The following is a 15,182-nucleotide window of genomic DNA, read 5'->3' on the forward strand; positions in this document are numbered from 1 at the left end:
CTCGATGGAGCACACCACGCCCGACCGCGCCACGCCGGACGGCGCCCCCGCGGACACCCCGGCGGACGCCCCCGCCGGCGGCACGGGCCGGTCCGGCCTCACCCGGCGGGCGCTGCTCGGCACCGCCGGCGCCGGACTGCTGGCCGGCGCCGGCGCGGGCGTCGCCGGCGCCGTCGTCCTGGACCGCTCCGGCGGGGCGCAGGCCCCGGCACCGGGCGGCGCGCTCGGTGCGGCCCGGGTGCCGTTCCACGGCGAGCACCAGGCCGGCATCCTCGAACCGCAGCAGGCCCGGGTCCAGCTCGCCGCCTTCGACCTGGCCGACGGCGTCGGCCGGGACGGCCTGCGCACCCTGCTCCGGCGCTGGACCCGCACCGCCGAGCGGCTGACCGCCGGGGAGCCCCCCGAGGACTCCGACGACCAGGTGGCGCTGGACGCCGGCCCCTGCGCGCTCACCGTCACCGTCGGCTTCGGGGCCGCGCTGTTCGACAAGGCCGGGCTGGCCGACCACCGACCGCAGGCGCTCGAACCGCTGCCGGCCTTCCCCGCCGACGCGCTCGACCCGGCCCGCGGCGACGGCGACCTCTTCGTCCAGATCGGCGCCGACGACGCCCTGGTGGCCGTGCACGCGCTGCGGGTGCTGCAGCGGCAGGCGGCCGGGACGGCGGCGCTGCGCTGGCAGTCGGCCGGCTTCGCCCGCACGCCGGGCGCCACCGCGCGCCCGGTGACGGGCCGCAACCTGATGGGGCAGATCGACGGCACCAACAACCCCAGGCCCGGGGAGGACGGCTTCGCCGCCAAGGTGTTCTGCGCCGCCGGTCCGGACCAGCCGGCCTGGCTGGCCGGCGGCTCCTACCTGGTGTTCCGGCGGATCCGGATGCTGCTGGACACCTGGGAGGCCCTGCCGCTGGACCGGCAGGAGCGGGTGATCGGCCGGCGCAAGTCCGACGGCGCCCCGCTCGGCGCCCCCGCCGGGGCCGGCGAGCGCACCCCGGTCGACCTGGCCGCGCAGGGGCCGGACGGCGCACTGGTGATCCCCTCCGACGCGCACGTCCGGGTCGCCGCCCCGGCCGCCAACGGCGGGGCCGCCATGCTGCGGCGCGGCTTCTCGTACCACGACGGCCTGCTGCCCGACGGGTCGCCGGACGCCGGGCTGCTGTTCCTCGCCTTCCAGTCCGACCCCCGCCGGGGCTTCACCCCGGTGCAGCGCAAGCTGTCCCGGGGGGACGGCCTCTCCCGCTTCCTGCGGCACGAGGCCAGCGGCCTGTACGCCGTCCCGCCGGGCGTCCCCGCGGGCGGCTACCTCGGCCAGCAGCTGCTCGACGGGTAGGGCCCGTCGGGCGGATCCCGCCGGACGGGCCCCGGCCCACGGGCCCGTCGGCCCCCGGTCCCGGCTGCTGGAACGCTTTCCTGCCCGGACCGCGAAGTCGTTATGGTGGCTGTTTCGGCACCACCCTGCCCCGGTTCCACCCGTTTCCCAGGAGGCGTCATGTCGGCCACCCGCTACACCTACCTCGGCCCGGCCGGCACCTTCACCGAGGCGGCGCTGCGCACCCTGCCCGAGGCGGCGACCCGGGAGCTGGTGCCGCTGGCCACGGTGCCGCTGGTGCTGGACGCGGTGCGCGGCGGGGAGGCCTCCGGGGCGTTCGTCCCGATCGAGAACTCGGTGGAGGGCGCGGTCACCGCGACCAACGACGAACTGGCCGCCGGCGCCCCGCTGATGATCTACCGCGAGGTGCTGCTGCCGATCTCCTTCGCGCTGCTGGTGCGGCCGGGCACCGAGCTGTCCGGGGTCAAGACGGTGACCAGCCACCCGGTGGCGCAGGCCCAGGTGCGCCGCTGGCTGGCGGCCAACCTGCCGGAGGCGCAGTGGGAGTCGGCGGCCTCCAACGCGGACGGCGCCCGGCTGGTCGCCGAGGGCCGCTACGACGGGGCGTTCGCGGGCGAGTTCGCGGCCCCGATCTACGGTCTGGACCCGCTGGTCAAGGACATCGCGGACGCGCAGACCGCGACCACCCGCTTCGTCCTGGTGGGCCGCCCGGGCCGGGTCTCCTCGCCGACCGGCGCGGACAAGACCTCGATGGTGGTCTGGCTGCCGGACGACCACCCGGGCGCGCTGCTGGAGCTGCTGCAGGAGTTCGCGGTGCGCGGGGTCAACCTGATGCGGATCGAGTCCCGGCCGACCGGCGAGGGCATCGGCAACTACTGCTTCGTGATCGACTGCGAGGGGCACCTGTCCGACCGCCGCGTGGCCGAGGCGCTGATGGGGCTCAAGCGGATCTGCCCCCAGGTGCGCTTCCTCGGCTCCTATCCGCGCGCCGACCGGCAGGAGTCCACGCAGCGGCGGCCGGGCACCTCGGACGCCGATTTCACGGCGGCCGCCGACTGGCTCTCCCGCTGCCTCGACGGGCGCGGGGACGTCTGATCGACGCCCCTTGTCTTTCCGGCGTCCTTCCGACCTTTTCCGATCGTTTTCGCCCGGTTCTCCGGGGCCGGGCGCATGACCGCACCCGTCGTCCACAGGGGGCGGCGACGCCGGATCCCGCCGTCCACAGGGGCGGGGACTATCCACAGCCGAAAGTTATCCACAGGCCTGGGGATGAGTCGACAAACCGGTATAGCCACTGCAGCTTTCGGTCGGATCATCGGGAAGCGGCGCAGAGATGACTAATCGGACCAGAGTCACCCGTGTGCCAGCAAATCACCCGAACGAGTGCTTCAATTCCCTCACTCGGGAAGGTCAAATGAGGTTTGAAACCTCAATTCTCTGGTTTCGACACCCGGACGCCTCCACTCCCCTTCGATCCACAGGCCAGGGCCGGAGGCTGTGGATAACCGGGACCCGGTCGAGTTCCCACAGAAGTTATCCACAGGCTGTGGGCGGTTATCCCCAGGGGAAAACCGGTACCGGTGGAGGAGTCCCCGCCCGGTACGCTTGGGCCTGTGATTGACCTTCGCCTGCTCCGTGAGGACCCTGACCGAGTGCGCGCCTCGCAGCGCGTCCGTGGCGAGGACGTCGACCTGGTCGACGCCCTCCTCTCCGCCGACGAACGGCGCCGGTCCTCGGGCAGTCGCTTCGACGAACTCCGCGCCGAACAGCGGGCGCTCGGCAAGCAGGTCGCCCAGGCCAAGGGCGACGAGAAGACCGCCCTGCTGCAGCGCACCAAGGAACTGGCCGCCGAGGTCAAGGCCGCGGACGCCGAGCAGGGCGCCGCCAAGGAGGAGGCCGACCGCCTGCTCCGCTCCCTGGCGAACCTCATCGACCCGGCCGCCCCGGTCGGCGGCGAGGAGGACTTCGTCACGCTGGAGGAGATCGGCACCCCCCGCGACTTCGCCGCCGAGGGCTTCGAGCCCCGCGACCACGTCGAGCTCGGGCAGATCCTGGGCGCGATCGACACCGAGCGCGGCGCCAAGGTCGCCGGTGCCCGCTCCTACTACCTGACCGGCGTCGGCGCGCTGCTGGAGTTCGCCCTGGTCAACATGGCGATCGCCCGGGCCACCGCGGCCGGCTTCATCCCGATGATCACCCCGACCCTGGTCCGGCCGGCCGCCATGGACGGCACCGGCTTCCTCGGTCAGGCCGCCGAGAACGTCTACCACCTCGCCGAGGACGACCGGTACCTGGTCGGCACCAGCGAGGTCCCGCTCGCCGCGTACCACATGGACGAGATCCTCGACGCCGACAAGCTGCCGCTGCGCTACGCCGGCTACTCGTCCTGCTTCCGCCGCGAGGCGGGCACCTACGGCAAGGACACCCGCGGCATCATCCGCGTCCACCAGTTCGAGAAGGTGGAGATGTTCGTCTACACCACGCCGGAGGACGCGGAGAACGAGCACCGCCGCCTCCTGCAGTGGGAGAAGGACTTCCTCAACGCGCTGGAGCTGCCGTACCGGGTCATCGACGTCGCCTCCGGCGACCTCGGCGCCTCGGCCGCCCGCAAGTTCGACATCGAGGCCTGGATCCCGACCCAGGGCAAGTACCGCGAGGTCACCTCGACGTCCAACACCACCGAGTACCAGGCCCGGCGCCTCGCCATCCGGATGCGCGAGGAGGGCAAGACCCGCCCGCTGGCCACCCTGAACGGCACCCTGGTCGCCGTCCCGCGCACCATCGTGGCGATCCTGGAGAACCACCAGCAGGCCGACGGCTCGGTCGTCGTGCCGGAGGCGCTGCGGCCGTTCCTCGGCGGGCGGACCGTCCTCGAGCCGGTCAAGTAGCCCGGTCGAGTAGCACCGAGCCACCCGCAGCACCTGCAACTCCCGGGAGACGTACGGCCATGAGCACCACCAGCCCCAGCCCCCTCTCCCGGGACGGCGCACGTCCGGACGGTGGCGGCCTGCCCTACCGGCTGGTCGCCACCGACCTCGACGGCACCCTGCTGACCAGCGCGGAGACCGTCTCGGAGCGCACCCGCGCCGCCCTGGCCACGGCCACCGACGCGGGTGCCCTCCACATCGTGGTGACCGGCCGCTCGGCCGTCTGGGCCCGGCCGGTCTTCGACGAGATCGGCTACACCGGGATAGCGGTCTGCGGCCAGGGCGCCCAGGTGTACGACGCCGGCGCGCACAAGCTGCTCACCTCACTCACCCTGGACCGCCGGCTCGCCGCGCTCGCCCTCGCCGAGATCGAGGCCGAGACCGGCCCGCTGGCCGTCGCCGCCAGCCAGGACGGGCTGGACGGCCAGGTGCTGGCCGGGCCCGGGTACGAGCTGCTGATCGGCTCCGACCTGCCCGTCGTCCGGGTCGACCGGGGCGAGCTGCTCGCCTCCCCGGTCAGCAAGCTCTACGTCCAGCACCCCGGCATGACCGACGACGCGCTCGCCGAGGCGGCCCGCCGGGTCGCCGGCCACCTGGTCGGCGCCGTGATGGCCGGTGCCGGTGTGGTCGAACTGCTGCCGCTGGGCCTGTCCAAGGCCACCGGTCTGGCCGTCGCCGCCCGCCGCCTGGGCGTCCGCGGGGCCGACACCATCGCCTTCGGCGACATGCCGAACGACGTGCCGATGTTCGGCTGGGCGGCGCACGGCGTGGCGATGGCGGACGCCCACGAGGAGCTGCTCGCGGTCGCCGACGAGGTCACCGCCGGCAACGACGAGGACGGCGTCGCCGTCGTCCTGGAGCGTCTCTACCCGGCCCGCTAGGGCCCTCGTCCGCCCCCGCCGGGCCCCTGCACCCGAGCCCCCCGCCTTCGGCCGGCCGCGCCTCGCCGCGTGCCGTTCCGCGGCTGTCCACGCCCAGTTGTAGGATGACCGGGCAAGCAGTTGTAGGATGACCGATGACCGGCCCGGAGGCCGGTGTCCGCAGACGGTCCGCACCGCAGAGGGAGGTTCCGGCATGACCAGCGACGGCAGCAGCCTGCAGGCGGCCGGACGGCGCTCCCTGGTGGACACCGCGATCGACCAGCTGCGCGAGCAACTGGCCGGCGGGGCCTGGCCGGTGGGGTCGCAGATCCCCACCGAGCACGAGCTCGCCGAGCGGCTGCAGGTCGGCCGCAACACCGTCCGGGAGGCGATCCGGGTGCTGGTGCACGCCGGCATGCTGGTCTCCCGGCAGGGCGAGGGGACGTTCGTCCGCTCCACCAGCGACCCGGCGGCCGTCCTGCGCGGCGTCCAGCGCTCGGGCGTGCGCGACGTCCTGGAGGTCCGGGCCGCGCTCGAGGCCGAGGCCGCCCGGCTGGCCGCACTGCGGCACACCCCCGAGGACGTCCGGCGGATGCGCGCCGCGCTCGCCCGTGAGGCCGAGGTGATCGCCTCCCAGCCCGAGCGGGCCGGCCGCGAGGCCACCGTCGAGCACGACCTGGAGTTCCACACCGCCGTCGTCGAGGCCGCCCACAACCCGGCGCTGACCGAGGTGTACCGCTACTTCGGCGCCTCCGTGCGCGAGTCGATGACCACGGCCTTCGGCGACCACGAGATGCCCGAGGTGGTCGTGGCCACCCACGAGGCGCTGGTCGACGCGATCGAGAGCGGCGACCCGGACCGCGCCGAGGCGGCGTGTCGTGCGCTGCTCGCCGAGCCGACCGCGGCCGTCGAGCAGCTCCTCGCGGCCATCGCGGCCCGGAAGTAAGGCACCCGCCCCTTCCGCCGTCCGCACCCCTCGCAGCACATTCACGAAAGAACACAGCACACCCATGGCCGTCACCCGTGCCCAGCAGCCGGTCGTCACCTCCTCCGCCCCGCTCCCCGTCCGCAGCCGGCTGGCCCACCCCGCCCTGCTGCTGACCGGCATCGTGCTCGTCGCGCTGAACATGCGCGCCTGCCTGGCGGCGATCTCCCCGATGGTCGGCGAGATCCAGCGGACCTTCGGCCTCTCCACCACCGCCAGCGGCCTGATCACCACCGTGCCGGTGCTGTTCCAGGGCGTCGGCGCCCCGCTCACCCCCCGGCTGACCCGGCGCTTCGGCACCGAGCGGGTGGTGCTGGGCGCGGTGCTGGTGCTCGGCGCGGGCGTGCTGCTGCGGGTGCTGCCCTCGGTGGGCGCGCTGTACGCGGGCTGCGTGGTGATCGGCGTCGCCATCGCCGTGCTCAACGTGTCGATGCCGGGCCTGGTCAAGCGGGAGTTCCCGGACCGCGCGGCCACCATGACCGGCGTCTACTCGACCACCATGCTGGTCGGCGCGACCCTCGCGGCCGGTACGTCCGTCCCGCTGGAGCACGTGCTCGGCGGCGGCTGGCAGGCCTCCCTGGGCGCCTGGTCGCTGCTGGCGCTGGTCGCCGCGGTGGCCTGGCTGCCGCAGGTGCTGCGCTCCCGGCAGGAGCGGACGGCCGTCGCCGCCGCGGCGGCCCGGCCGGGCCGACCGGTCGAGGGGATCTGGCGCTCGCCGCTGGCCTGGCAGATCAGCCTCTTCATGGGCATCTCGTCGCTGCTGGTGTACACCCTGGTCGCCTGGATGCCGACCATCCTGGCCGACCACGGCATGGACCGCGGCGAGGCCGGGCTGGTCTTCGCCTTCTCCAACCTGGTGCAGGTGGCCGGCGCCTTCCTGGTGCCGCTGCTGGCCGGCCGGATGACCGACCAGCGCGTGCTGGCCGTCGCCATGGCCGGGCTGAACGGCCTCGGCATCGCGCTGCTGCTGGTCGCGCCGGTCTCCGGCGCCTGGGTGGCGGCGGCGATCCTGGGCGTCGCCCAGGGCGGTTCGCTCGGCCTGGGCCTGGCCTTCATCGTGCTGCGCACCCGCAGCGCGGCCGGTGCCGCCCAGCTGGGCGGGATGTCGCAGGCGATCGGCTACCTGGTCGCGGCGGCCGGACCGGTCGGCGCCGGGGCGCTGCACCAGCTCACCGGCGGCTGGACGACCACCCTGGTGCTGATGCTGGCGCTGGTCACCGTGGTCGGCGCGGCCGGCTGGGGCGCGGGCCGCAACCGGACGCTCTGAGCACCGACCGTCCGGCGCCCCGGACCGGGGCCGCCGGACAGGGGCGCCGGACAGGGGCGCCGGCAGGCCCTACTCCTCCCCGGCCAGGGTCAGCCCGGCCAGCTTCACCGAGGCCAGCACCGTCGCCGCGACGGTGACCACCAGCAGCAGCGGCACGGCCACCCCGAAGGACACGTCCGCGCCGATCGCGGCGTCCCCGGCGACCGCCTCGGCCACCGACCGGCCCCACTGCTGGACGCTCAGCGTCCGGGCGCCCGAGACGAAGTTGCCGATCAGCGACTCCCAGACCAGCGCGTAGGCCAGCCCGGCCACCACCGCGTGCCGGGTGACCACGCCGAGCAGCAGGAACAGCGCGCTGTAGGCGGCCCCGGCGACCAGCACGGCCACCGTGTAGCCGAGCGCGACCCCGTCCCGGGTGCCGTACAGCAGCAGGCCGGAGAGCAGCGTCGGGACGGCGGCGAACACCCAGGTGGTGCCGATCGCCACGGCCAGCTTGGTGGTGACGATCTGCCACCGCGGCAGCGGCTTGGCCAGCAGGTAGACGATCGAGCCGTCGTCGATCTCGGTGGCGATCACCCCGGTGCCGACCACCAGGCCGAGGATCGGCACCAGGGTGCCTAGGCCGAGCTGGCCGAGGATCTTGACGGTCAGCTCGTGCGCGTTCCCGTCGGAGCCGCCGGCCAGGGCGGACACGAGCAGCAGCAGGGCGGGGACCACCAGCAGCAGGAGGCCGCGGCGGCGGCCCAGCAGGCCGCGCAGGGTCAGCCGGGCGACGGTCGGGTTCATGGTCGGTCGGCCCTTTCCTGGGTCCGGTACGGGAGGGGGTCGGCGGCGTGGGCGGGGCGGCCCGGGCGGCCCGGGTGACTCGGGCGGCCGGCGCGGCCCGGGCCGACGGCGCGGCGCGGGCGGCTCACGTCGAGACCAGGTAGGAGAAGACGCTCTCCAGGGACTCGTCCGCCGGAGCGACGGTGAACAGCCGGATGCCCGCGTCCCGGGCGACCCGGGGCAGCAGCGTCGTGAAGCCCTGGAAGTCCACCGCCTCGATCCGCAGCACCCGCTCCCGCTCGTCCACCTCGATGCCGGTGGTGGAGCCGTCGGCGATCAGCGCGGCCGCCAGCCGGCGGTCGTCGCCGGACCGGACGAGGTAGCGGTGCGGGCGGTCCGTCATCAGTCGGCGGATCTTCCGGAAGTCGCCCGAGGCGGCGTGCCTCCCGGCCACCACGACCTCGATGTGGCGGGCCAGTTGCTCGACCTCCTCCAGGATGTGCGAGGAGAACAGCACCGTCCGGCCGTCCGCGCCGAAGCGGCGCAGCAGCTCCATCAGCTGGAGGCGCTGGCGCGGGTCCATGCCGTTGAACGGCTCGTCGAGCAGCAGCACGGCCGGGTCGTGGACCAGGGCCGAGGCCATCTTGACCCGCTGCTTCATGCCCTTGGAGTACGTCCCGGTGCGGCGGTCCTTCGCGTACGCCATCTCCACCAGGTCCAGGGCGCGGCGGGCGGCGGCGCCGGGCTGGGCGAGGCCGTGCAGTTCGGCGTTGGCGAGCACGAACTCCCAGCCCGTCAGGTAGTCGTACATCGACTCCCGTTCGGGCACCAGACCGATCTGCCGGTACACCTCCTGGTTGCGCCAGGTCGGCGCGCCGTCCAGGGTGACCGCCCCGCCGGACGGCGCCAGGAAGCCGCTCATCATGTGGATCAGGGTGGACTTGCCCGCGCCGTTCGGCCCGAGCAGGCCGGTGATGCCGGGCCCGATCGACATGCTGATGTCGTTGACGGCGACCACGTTCCCGAACCAGCGGGAGACCTTGTCGATGCTGATGGTGGCCATGGCGCCCTCTCACACTCCTCGGTTCGTCAGACGCTGCGGTAGCGGCGCAGCAGCAGCCCGTACGCGGCGGCCGGGACGGCCAGCGCGGCCACCAGGAAGACGGCCGCGCCGAGCCCGCCGGGCGCGTGCATCCGGCCGTCCACGCCGCCGACCGAGAAGAGCTGGTTGGTCAGGCTCTCCACCAGGTCGTTCGGCGAGAGCAGCGCCGCCCACTGGACGGAGTCCGGGACGGTGAGCTCGGTGGCGGTGCCGATCCTGGTCAGCACCGCCACCACGACCGAGCTGATCGTCAGGTAGCCCATGATCCCGGCCACCCCGAAGCCGCGGCGCGGGGTGGCCGCGGCGATCACCATCGCCACCGAGGTCGGCACCAGGGCGTACAGCGCCGCGGCGAGCAGGCCGGACAGGAAGTGCCCGGTGTTGTGCCCGAAGTCCAGCCGGCCGAGCAGCGCGCCCAGGTAGAGGACCGTCAGCGGCGCCGCCATCAGCAGGAACTGGGCGCAGACCATGGCCGCGAACTTCGCCCGGACGTAGTCGGCGCGGGTGATCGGGCGGGAGAAGTACAGCGGGACGGTGTGGTACCTGAGGTCCCGGGAGAGCAGCACCGGCGCCTGCGAGGCCAGGAAGATCGCCACGATCGGCCCGAACAGCGACAGGTAGCGCGCGTAGTCCAGCGGCAGCTCGGCGGCGCCGGTCGCCAGCGCGACCGCCACCATGACGACGGCGGGCATCGACACCACGCCGAGGACCAGCATCGGCAGCACCTTGGACCTGCCGGAGCGCCCCAGCCCGTACGCGGCGCGCAGGCTCTGGGTGAACAGCGAGCGGGTCGCGTAGCCGCGGCCGAGCCGGGGGCCGGTGTAGCCCCGGTAGCCGATGTCGTGGATGACGCCGGAGTCGGCGGCCCCGGTCTCAGGAGGCAGCGGCATCGTCCGTCCCTCCCCTGCTGTCGTCGGTGAAGAGTTCGGCGACCCGGTGGCGGCGCTGCTCCAGCCGGACCAGGCCGAGGCCCAGGCCGGCGACGGTGTCGCGGATGGTGTCGTAGGTGTCCTCGCCGGCCAGCCGGACCAGCAGCAGGTGCGAGCCCTCGGACTGGACGGACAGCCCGGCCGCGGCCAGCCGCTCCCGGACGGCCCCGCCCGGCTCCGGGAGCCGGTCCTCCGGGTGGTCGGTGACCTCGACGGCGAGCACGGCCGTCGCCTCCGTGAAGGAGGCCGTGGACGAGGACCGCAGCAGCGTGCCGCCGTCGATGACGACCAGGTGGTCGCAGGTGCGCTCCAGCTCGCCGAGCAGGTGGGTGGTGACCAGCACCGAGATCCCGAAGTCGGCGTGCACCCGGCGGATCAGCGCCAGCATCTCGTCCCGGCCGGCCGGGTCGAGGCCGTTGGTCGGCTCGTCCAGCAGCACCAGCCTCGGGTCGTGCACCAGCGCCTGGGCCAGCTTGACCCGCTGCTTCATGCCGGTGGAGTACCCGCCCATCGGCCGGTACCGCTCCTCGTACAGGCCGACGTGACGCAGCACGTCGGCCGTGCGCTCGCGGGCGGCGGTGGCCGGCAGCCCGGTCATCCGGGCCATGTGCACCACGAACTCGGTCGCCGAGACGTCCGGCGGCAGGCAGTCGTGCTCGGGCATGTAGCCGACCCGCTCGCGGATCTCCGAGCCGCGGGTGGCGACGTCCAGCCCGAGCACCTCGCCGCGACCGGAGGTCGCCGGGGCCAGCCCGAGCAGGATCTTGATGAGGGTGGACTTGCCCGCGCCGTTGGCACCGACCAGGCCGACCACGCCCGGCTGCACCTCGACGGTGAGCCGGTCCAGGGCGGTGACCCGGGGGAACCTCTTGGTGAGGCCGTCCGTCTTGATGACAGCAGTGGACACGCCCTCAACGTAACGGCGTTGCGGGGAAAGGGCCATGAGCTGGAATGACGAGCCGATCTGCTGCTGCGGTATGACGGCGCGGGCCCGCTCCCCTAGGGGGTGCGCTCGTGCGCCACCGGTCGGCAAACCCCGAACGCGCTTGTACCCTGGTCGAATTCTTTGCCAACGGGGGTGCCGGAGCGCTGCGCCGGCACGGAGGGGGAGAACGACATGGCGGACCGGGCGACGGCCTTCGACCGGATGATGAACCCCTGGGCGTACGACGCGGACGGCAACCTCACCGCGCAGGCCCGGGCCCAGGAGAGCGCCCGCACGCAGATCAACTCGGCCCGGGCGCCCGGCGGCGGGGACGGCGGCGGCTTCGCCGCGGACCCCACCGTGCTCGCCACCGCGGGCGGCAACTCCGACCAGATCCACGCCCGGCTCAACACCGACGGCCGGGGCGCCGACGAGGCCACCGCCAAGGTCGCCACCGGGCTCGCCAACTGGAGCACCGGCCGGGCCGCCCAGGCCGCCGCCGCCACCTGGGACCAGCAGGTCGCCGCGCTCGGCGCGACCATCGGCCAGATCACCCAGGCGCTGAACACCAGCGCCGCCAACTACCGACAGAACGAGTCGGCCGTGCAGCACGACCTCAACCCCTGAGCCGGACCGGACTCCTGAGAGGACGACAGCCGTGGTCGACTTCCACGAACTCAGCACCGCCCGGTTCGACGTGCTGGAGAACGCCGCCACCGCCTGGACCACCGCCGCCCAGAAGCTCAAGTCGATGGACGACGACTGGAACACCACCGTGGTCGGCAAGATCTTCTCCGTCTGCTGGGCCGGCCCCGCGGCCGACCAGGCCAGACCGGGCCTCAAGCGCACCAACGAGCAGCTGACCGCGGCGGTGACCGAGGCCAACGCGCTCGCCTCGCTCTTCAAGGACGCCGCCACCGAGTTCCAGGCCGCGAGGTCCAAGCTGGAGAAGGCCGTCGCCGACGCGGTGGCCGCCGGACTGACCGTGGGCCCCGACGGCACCGTCAGCTGGCCGCCGGCCGACCAGGCCACCCGGCACGACCCCGACGGCTACCGCGACTACCAGAACGAGTACCGGGGCAAGGCCGAGACCGCGCGCAACGCGATCGACGCCGCCGTCCAGGAGGCCACCGCCGCCGACGAGCGGATCGCCTACGCGCTGCGCTCCGACACGAGCACCGACCCGCAGAAGTCCTTCAACGCCCGGGCCATCGGCGGCGGACCGGAGGCGGACGGCAGGCGCGCCGCCCTCCTCGCCGCCCGCGGCGGCGACATCGGCGACGCCGAACTCACCGAACTCAACTCGCTGCTGGCGGCCCACTCGGGCGACCCGAAGTTCGCCGTGGCGTTCTACCAGGACCTCGGACCGGACGGACTGATCAAGTCCTGGAACAGCATGGTCGGCGACCCGGCGCACTACCGGGACCCGAACGACCCGCGCTGGAAGGCCTACCAGGAGCTCCAGAAGAACCTCGGCCTCAACCTCGCCACCGCCACCCGCACCGGCAACGAGCCGCACCTGTCCGACGAGTGGGCCGCCGCCCTGCGCAAGGCCGGCGCCCAGCCCGTCTGGGACAAGCCGATGCGGCCGACCGGCCTGGACTACGTGCCGTACGGCTACCAGGTGCTCTCCGGCATCCTGGCCACCGGCGACTACGACCCGCACTTCCTCGGCCCGATCGCCGAGCACGTCACCCAGCTCGACACCAGGGACGACAAGTACTGGCCCGCGCCGCCGCCCTCCGTCGCCGACCGGGTGCACGGCTTCAACCTGCTCGGCGGCCCCGAGGCCGGATCCGGTTTCCGGCCGACCACCGCGATCCTGGAGGCGCTCGGCCACAGCCCCGAGGCGGCCAACGCCTTCTTCACCGGCCAGGCGACCGCCTACCACGAGGACGGCACGGTCGACCCGGGCGGCCGGCCCAAGCCGGCGGACTACTTCGACTACTACGTCCACGACAAGGAGTGGATCCCCGACACGGGCTCGCGGGACCCGGACCTCGCGGCCAAGACCCGCCTCGGCGGCCCCGCCGCACTCGGCCACGCCCTGGAGGCCGCCACCACCGGCCACCCGTACGACGGCCCGGCCGCCGTCCCGCCGACCCCGCACACCGCACAGCAGGCGGGCCTGATGCAGCGGGTGGTCGACACCTTCGGCACCCACGGCGACCACGGCGCGCTCGACGAGATCAAGGGCGACGGCAGCCTCGCCCCGATGCGGACCAGCCTCGGGCACATGACCGCCGAGTACATCGGCGACGTCCAGAACGCGCTCTCGCACACCACCGACCTGCCCGTCAACGGCTCGCCCGCCTCCCTGCGGGACGCGCCGGTCAGCGGACTGCTCGACGCGCTGGGCCGCGACCCGGACGCGTACGGCGCGGTGACCAACGCCAACCAGGCCTACACCACCGCCGTCATCCGCGGCCACATGGACGCCGGGCAGACCGACTTCGCCCGGCTGCAGGCCGACATCGACCACACCAGCCGGGCCGGCGGGGTGGTCAACGGCGTCCTCAACGAGGCCCGGGTCGACGAGGTGCACAACCAGCACGCCGCCTCCGACAAGGAGTACAACGACGCGCTGGAGACGAACGTCGGGTACGCCAAGGACGCCTTCAACAGCACCATCGGCTCGGTGACCGAGAAGATCCCGCTCGGCGGCGAGATCTCGGGCGCGATCGTCGACTCCATCGCCGACAGCGTGATCGAGGCCAACTCCCGCGACACCACCGAGGACGGCCGCCAGGAGGCCCGCAACTTCAACGACGACGCCAAGAACGGCGCCGCGACCGGCGCCCAACAGGCCGTCCGCGACGCGGCCGTCGGCTCCGGCCTCGGCTACGACGACGTCCGGCGGCTCGCCGACAGCGCCGGCGACCGGGCGCTCGACGGCTACACCACCGGGGTCGCCGACGGGCTCAGCGCCAACGCGAAGGGGAGTTCGTGACCGGGCCCGGAGGCCGGTGGGTCCTGCCCGCCGCACTCGCGGCGGCGGTGGTCGCCGCGGGCGCCGTCGGCTACCTGGACTGGCGGGGCCACCGCCCGGCCGACGCACCCGGCCGCGCGGCCCGCCTCTGCGGGCTGCCCACCGGCGCCGGCACCCCGCTCGGGCGCCTGCTGCCGGCCGGCGGCCAGGACGTCGAGGAGGAGCGGACCGGCCGCACCGGCGTCGACCCGCGCAGCTGCACCATCCGGGTCGACGGCCGCACCGCGCTCACCCTCACCGCCGTCCGGCGCGACGGCGAGGCCGTGCTCCCCCCGGAGGCCGCCGGGCACCCGGACGCGCACGCCTTCGACGCGGGGAGCGTGGCCGCCTCCTGGAGCGGCGGCGCCGCCGTCTCCGACTACTGCGCGGGCGGCCACGTCGCCCACGTCCAACTGGCGGTCACCGCCGACGGGGCCGCCCCGGCGGGCGGCGACGGCCCGCGGCGGACGGACCTGGAGCAGATCGCCCGGGACGGGCTGCCGACGAGCAAGAAGGACGTCTGCCGGTGAGGCACCCACGACCACTGACCGCGGGCCTGACGGCCCTGCTGCTCGGCGGCGGCCTGCTCGGCTGGCACGCGTACCTCGACCGCACCGGGTACCGGCCGCCGGCCGTCTCGCTGTCGCACGACGAGTGCCGGGGCGCCCTGGCCGACCCGGGGGTCGCCGAGCTGCTGGGGCGCACCCCCCGGGTCTTCGCGAACACGCGCTACCTGGCGCCGCAGCCGGACTCCCGGCCCGTCCTCGACTGCGACGTCACCGGGCAGGGCGGCCGGACGCTGTTCGCCTCGGTGACCGACGGCGCCGGCGGCATCAGCGGCGACGGCATCGGGGTGGCGGTCTTCGGCTGCACCCTGAACGGCCGGACCGAGCCCTACCAGGCCGTCCTCAGGCTCACCGAGGACGGCGTCCGGCCGGCCGGCGGCCCCGGCCGGGAGCGGATGGGCGAGCTGGTGACCGGCTTCGCGGAGCGGGCCGCCGTGACGTTCGGCTGCGCCGGGGGCGGGGGGGGGGGGGGGGCGGGCCGGGGGGGGCGCGGCGGGCCCCCCCCCCGCCGCCGCCGCGGGGGGGGGGGGCCGCCCCCCCGGGCCCCGCCCGGCCCCCCCC

Annotated in this window: 14 protein-coding genes; 10 read left to right on the forward strand and 4 right to left on the reverse strand. The window is 74.4% G+C overall.

What is annotated here, in order from left to right; translation table 11 throughout:
- Positions 1-4: 4 nt before the first annotated feature.
- The 6 genes from efeB (at position 5) to ACIA8Q_RS33015 (ending at position 7,366) form a co-directional block, all read left to right on the forward strand.
- Complete coding sequence (gene efeB / locus ACIA8Q_RS32990; RefSeq protein WP_396318251.1) at positions 5-1,327, forward strand: iron uptake transporter deferrochelatase/peroxidase subunit; 1,323 nt, start codon at positions 5-7, stop codon at positions 1,325-1,327.
- Between the two features lie 159 nt (positions 1,328-1,486).
- Positions 1,487-2,422 (forward strand): prephenate dehydratase, encoded by a 936-nt coding sequence (gene pheA, locus ACIA8Q_RS32995; protein ID WP_360213213.1) that lies wholly within the window; start codon positions 1,487-1,489, stop codon positions 2,420-2,422.
- Between the two features lie 518 nt (positions 2,423-2,940).
- Positions 2,941-4,215, forward strand: coding sequence for a serine--tRNA ligase (serS, locus tag ACIA8Q_RS33000; protein WP_360213215.1), 1,275 nt, complete (start codon positions 2,941-2,943; stop codon positions 4,213-4,215).
- A 59-nt stretch (positions 4,216-4,274) separates the two neighbouring features.
- A complete protein-coding gene (locus ACIA8Q_RS33005; protein WP_360213217.1) occupies positions 4,275-5,135 on the forward strand; it encodes an HAD family hydrolase in 861 nt (286 codons plus the stop codon).
- A 193-nt stretch (positions 5,136-5,328) separates the two neighbouring features.
- The gene (locus ACIA8Q_RS33010) at positions 5,329-6,060 is read left to right on the forward strand and encodes a FadR/GntR family transcriptional regulator (protein ID WP_360213219.1); all 732 of its coding nucleotides are present in this window, start codon (positions 5,329-5,331) and stop codon (positions 6,058-6,060) included.
- Positions 6,061-6,124: 64 nt separating this feature from the next.
- On the forward strand, positions 6,125-7,366 hold the full coding sequence (locus ACIA8Q_RS33015) for an MFS transporter (protein WP_360213221.1): 1,242 nt from the start codon (positions 6,125-6,127) through the stop codon (positions 7,364-7,366).
- A 69-nt stretch (positions 7,367-7,435) separates the two neighbouring features.
- On the opposite strand, the gene ACIA8Q_RS33020 is transcribed toward ACIA8Q_RS33015, so the two are convergent.
- From ACIA8Q_RS33020 to ACIA8Q_RS33035, 4 genes are all read right to left on the reverse strand, one after another.
- Positions 7,436-8,152, reverse strand: coding sequence for an ABC transporter permease (locus ACIA8Q_RS33020; RefSeq protein WP_360213223.1), 717 nt, complete (start codon positions 8,150-8,152; stop codon positions 7,436-7,438).
- A gap of 124 nt (positions 8,153-8,276) precedes the next feature.
- Positions 8,277-9,194, reverse strand: a complete 918-nt coding sequence (locus tag ACIA8Q_RS33025) for an ABC transporter ATP-binding protein (protein ID WP_360213225.1) — start codon at positions 9,192-9,194, stop codon at positions 8,277-8,279.
- A gap of 26 nt (positions 9,195-9,220) precedes the next feature.
- On the reverse strand, positions 9,221-10,123 hold the full coding sequence (locus ACIA8Q_RS33030) for an ABC transporter permease subunit (protein ID WP_360213227.1): 903 nt from the start codon (positions 10,121-10,123) through the stop codon (positions 9,221-9,223).
- The gene (locus ACIA8Q_RS33035; RefSeq protein WP_360213229.1) at positions 10,107-11,105 is read right to left on the reverse strand and encodes an ABC transporter ATP-binding protein; all 999 of its coding nucleotides are present in this window, start codon (positions 11,103-11,105) and stop codon (positions 10,107-10,109) included. The genes ACIA8Q_RS33030 and ACIA8Q_RS33035 overlap by 17 nt, the downstream gene beginning before the upstream one ends.
- 174 nt (positions 11,106-11,279) lie before the next feature.
- Here ACIA8Q_RS33035 and ACIA8Q_RS33040 point away from each other — a divergent pair, with 174 nt between their 5' ends.
- The 4 genes from ACIA8Q_RS33040 to ACIA8Q_RS33055 all read left to right on the forward strand — a co-directional run.
- A complete protein-coding gene (locus tag ACIA8Q_RS33040) occupies positions 11,280-11,714 on the forward strand; it encodes a hypothetical protein (protein WP_396318252.1) in 435 nt (144 codons plus the stop codon).
- 31 nt (positions 11,715-11,745) lie between these two features.
- Positions 11,746-14,037 (forward strand): hypothetical protein, encoded by a 2,292-nt coding sequence (locus ACIA8Q_RS33045; RefSeq protein WP_396318253.1) that lies wholly within the window; start codon positions 11,746-11,748, stop codon positions 14,035-14,037.
- Complete coding sequence (locus ACIA8Q_RS33050; protein WP_360213235.1) at positions 14,034-14,585, forward strand: hypothetical protein; 552 nt, start codon at positions 14,034-14,036, stop codon at positions 14,583-14,585. Before ACIA8Q_RS33045 ends, ACIA8Q_RS33050 begins: the two co-directional genes overlap by 4 nt.
- Positions 14,582-15,182: hypothetical protein (locus ACIA8Q_RS33055; RefSeq protein WP_396318254.1), on the forward strand; the 601-nt coding region annotated here is incomplete at its 3' end. The genes ACIA8Q_RS33050 and ACIA8Q_RS33055, both read left to right, overlap by 4 nt.

It is taken from the genome of Kitasatospora sp. NPDC051705 (assembly GCF_044453265.1).
GTDB lineage: Bacteria > Actinomycetota > Actinomycetes > Streptomycetales > Streptomycetaceae > Kitasatospora.

What these genes read in the sequence shown, in the direction of transcription:
- efeB (WP_396318251.1), top strand. Translation starts at nt 5, where the DNA reads ATGGAGCACACCACGCCCGACCGCGCCACGCCGGACGGCGCCCCCGCG.
- pheA (WP_360213213.1), top strand. Translation starts at nt 1,487, where the DNA reads ATGTCGGCCACCCGCTACACCTACCTCGGCCCGGCCGGCACCTTCACC.
- ACIA8Q_RS33005 (WP_360213217.1), top strand. Translation starts at nt 4,275, where the DNA reads ATGAGCACCACCAGCCCCAGCCCCCTCTCCCGGGACGGCGCACGTCCG.
- ACIA8Q_RS33010 (WP_360213219.1), top strand. Translation starts at nt 5,329, where the DNA reads ATGACCAGCGACGGCAGCAGCCTGCAGGCGGCCGGACGGCGCTCCCTG.
- ACIA8Q_RS33015 (WP_360213221.1), top strand. Translation starts at nt 6,125, where the DNA reads ATGGCCGTCACCCGTGCCCAGCAGCCGGTCGTCACCTCCTCCGCCCCG.
- ACIA8Q_RS33020 (WP_360213223.1), bottom strand. Translation starts at nt 8,152, where the DNA reads ATGAACCCGACCGTCGCCCGGCTGACCCTGCGCGGCCTGCTGGGCCGC.
- ACIA8Q_RS33025 (WP_360213225.1), bottom strand. Translation starts at nt 9,194, where the DNA reads ATGGCCACCATCAGCATCGACAAGGTCTCCCGCTGGTTCGGGAACGTG.
- ACIA8Q_RS33030 (WP_360213227.1), bottom strand. Translation starts at nt 10,123, where the DNA reads ATGCCGCTGCCTCCTGAGACCGGGGCCGCCGACTCCGGCGTCATCCAC.
- ACIA8Q_RS33035 (WP_360213229.1), bottom strand. Translation starts at nt 11,105, where the DNA reads ATGGCCCTTTCCCCGCAACGCCGTTACGTTGAGGGCGTGTCCACTGCT.
- ACIA8Q_RS33040 (WP_396318252.1), top strand. Translation starts at nt 11,280, where the DNA reads ATGGCGGACCGGGCGACGGCCTTCGACCGGATGATGAACCCCTGGGCG.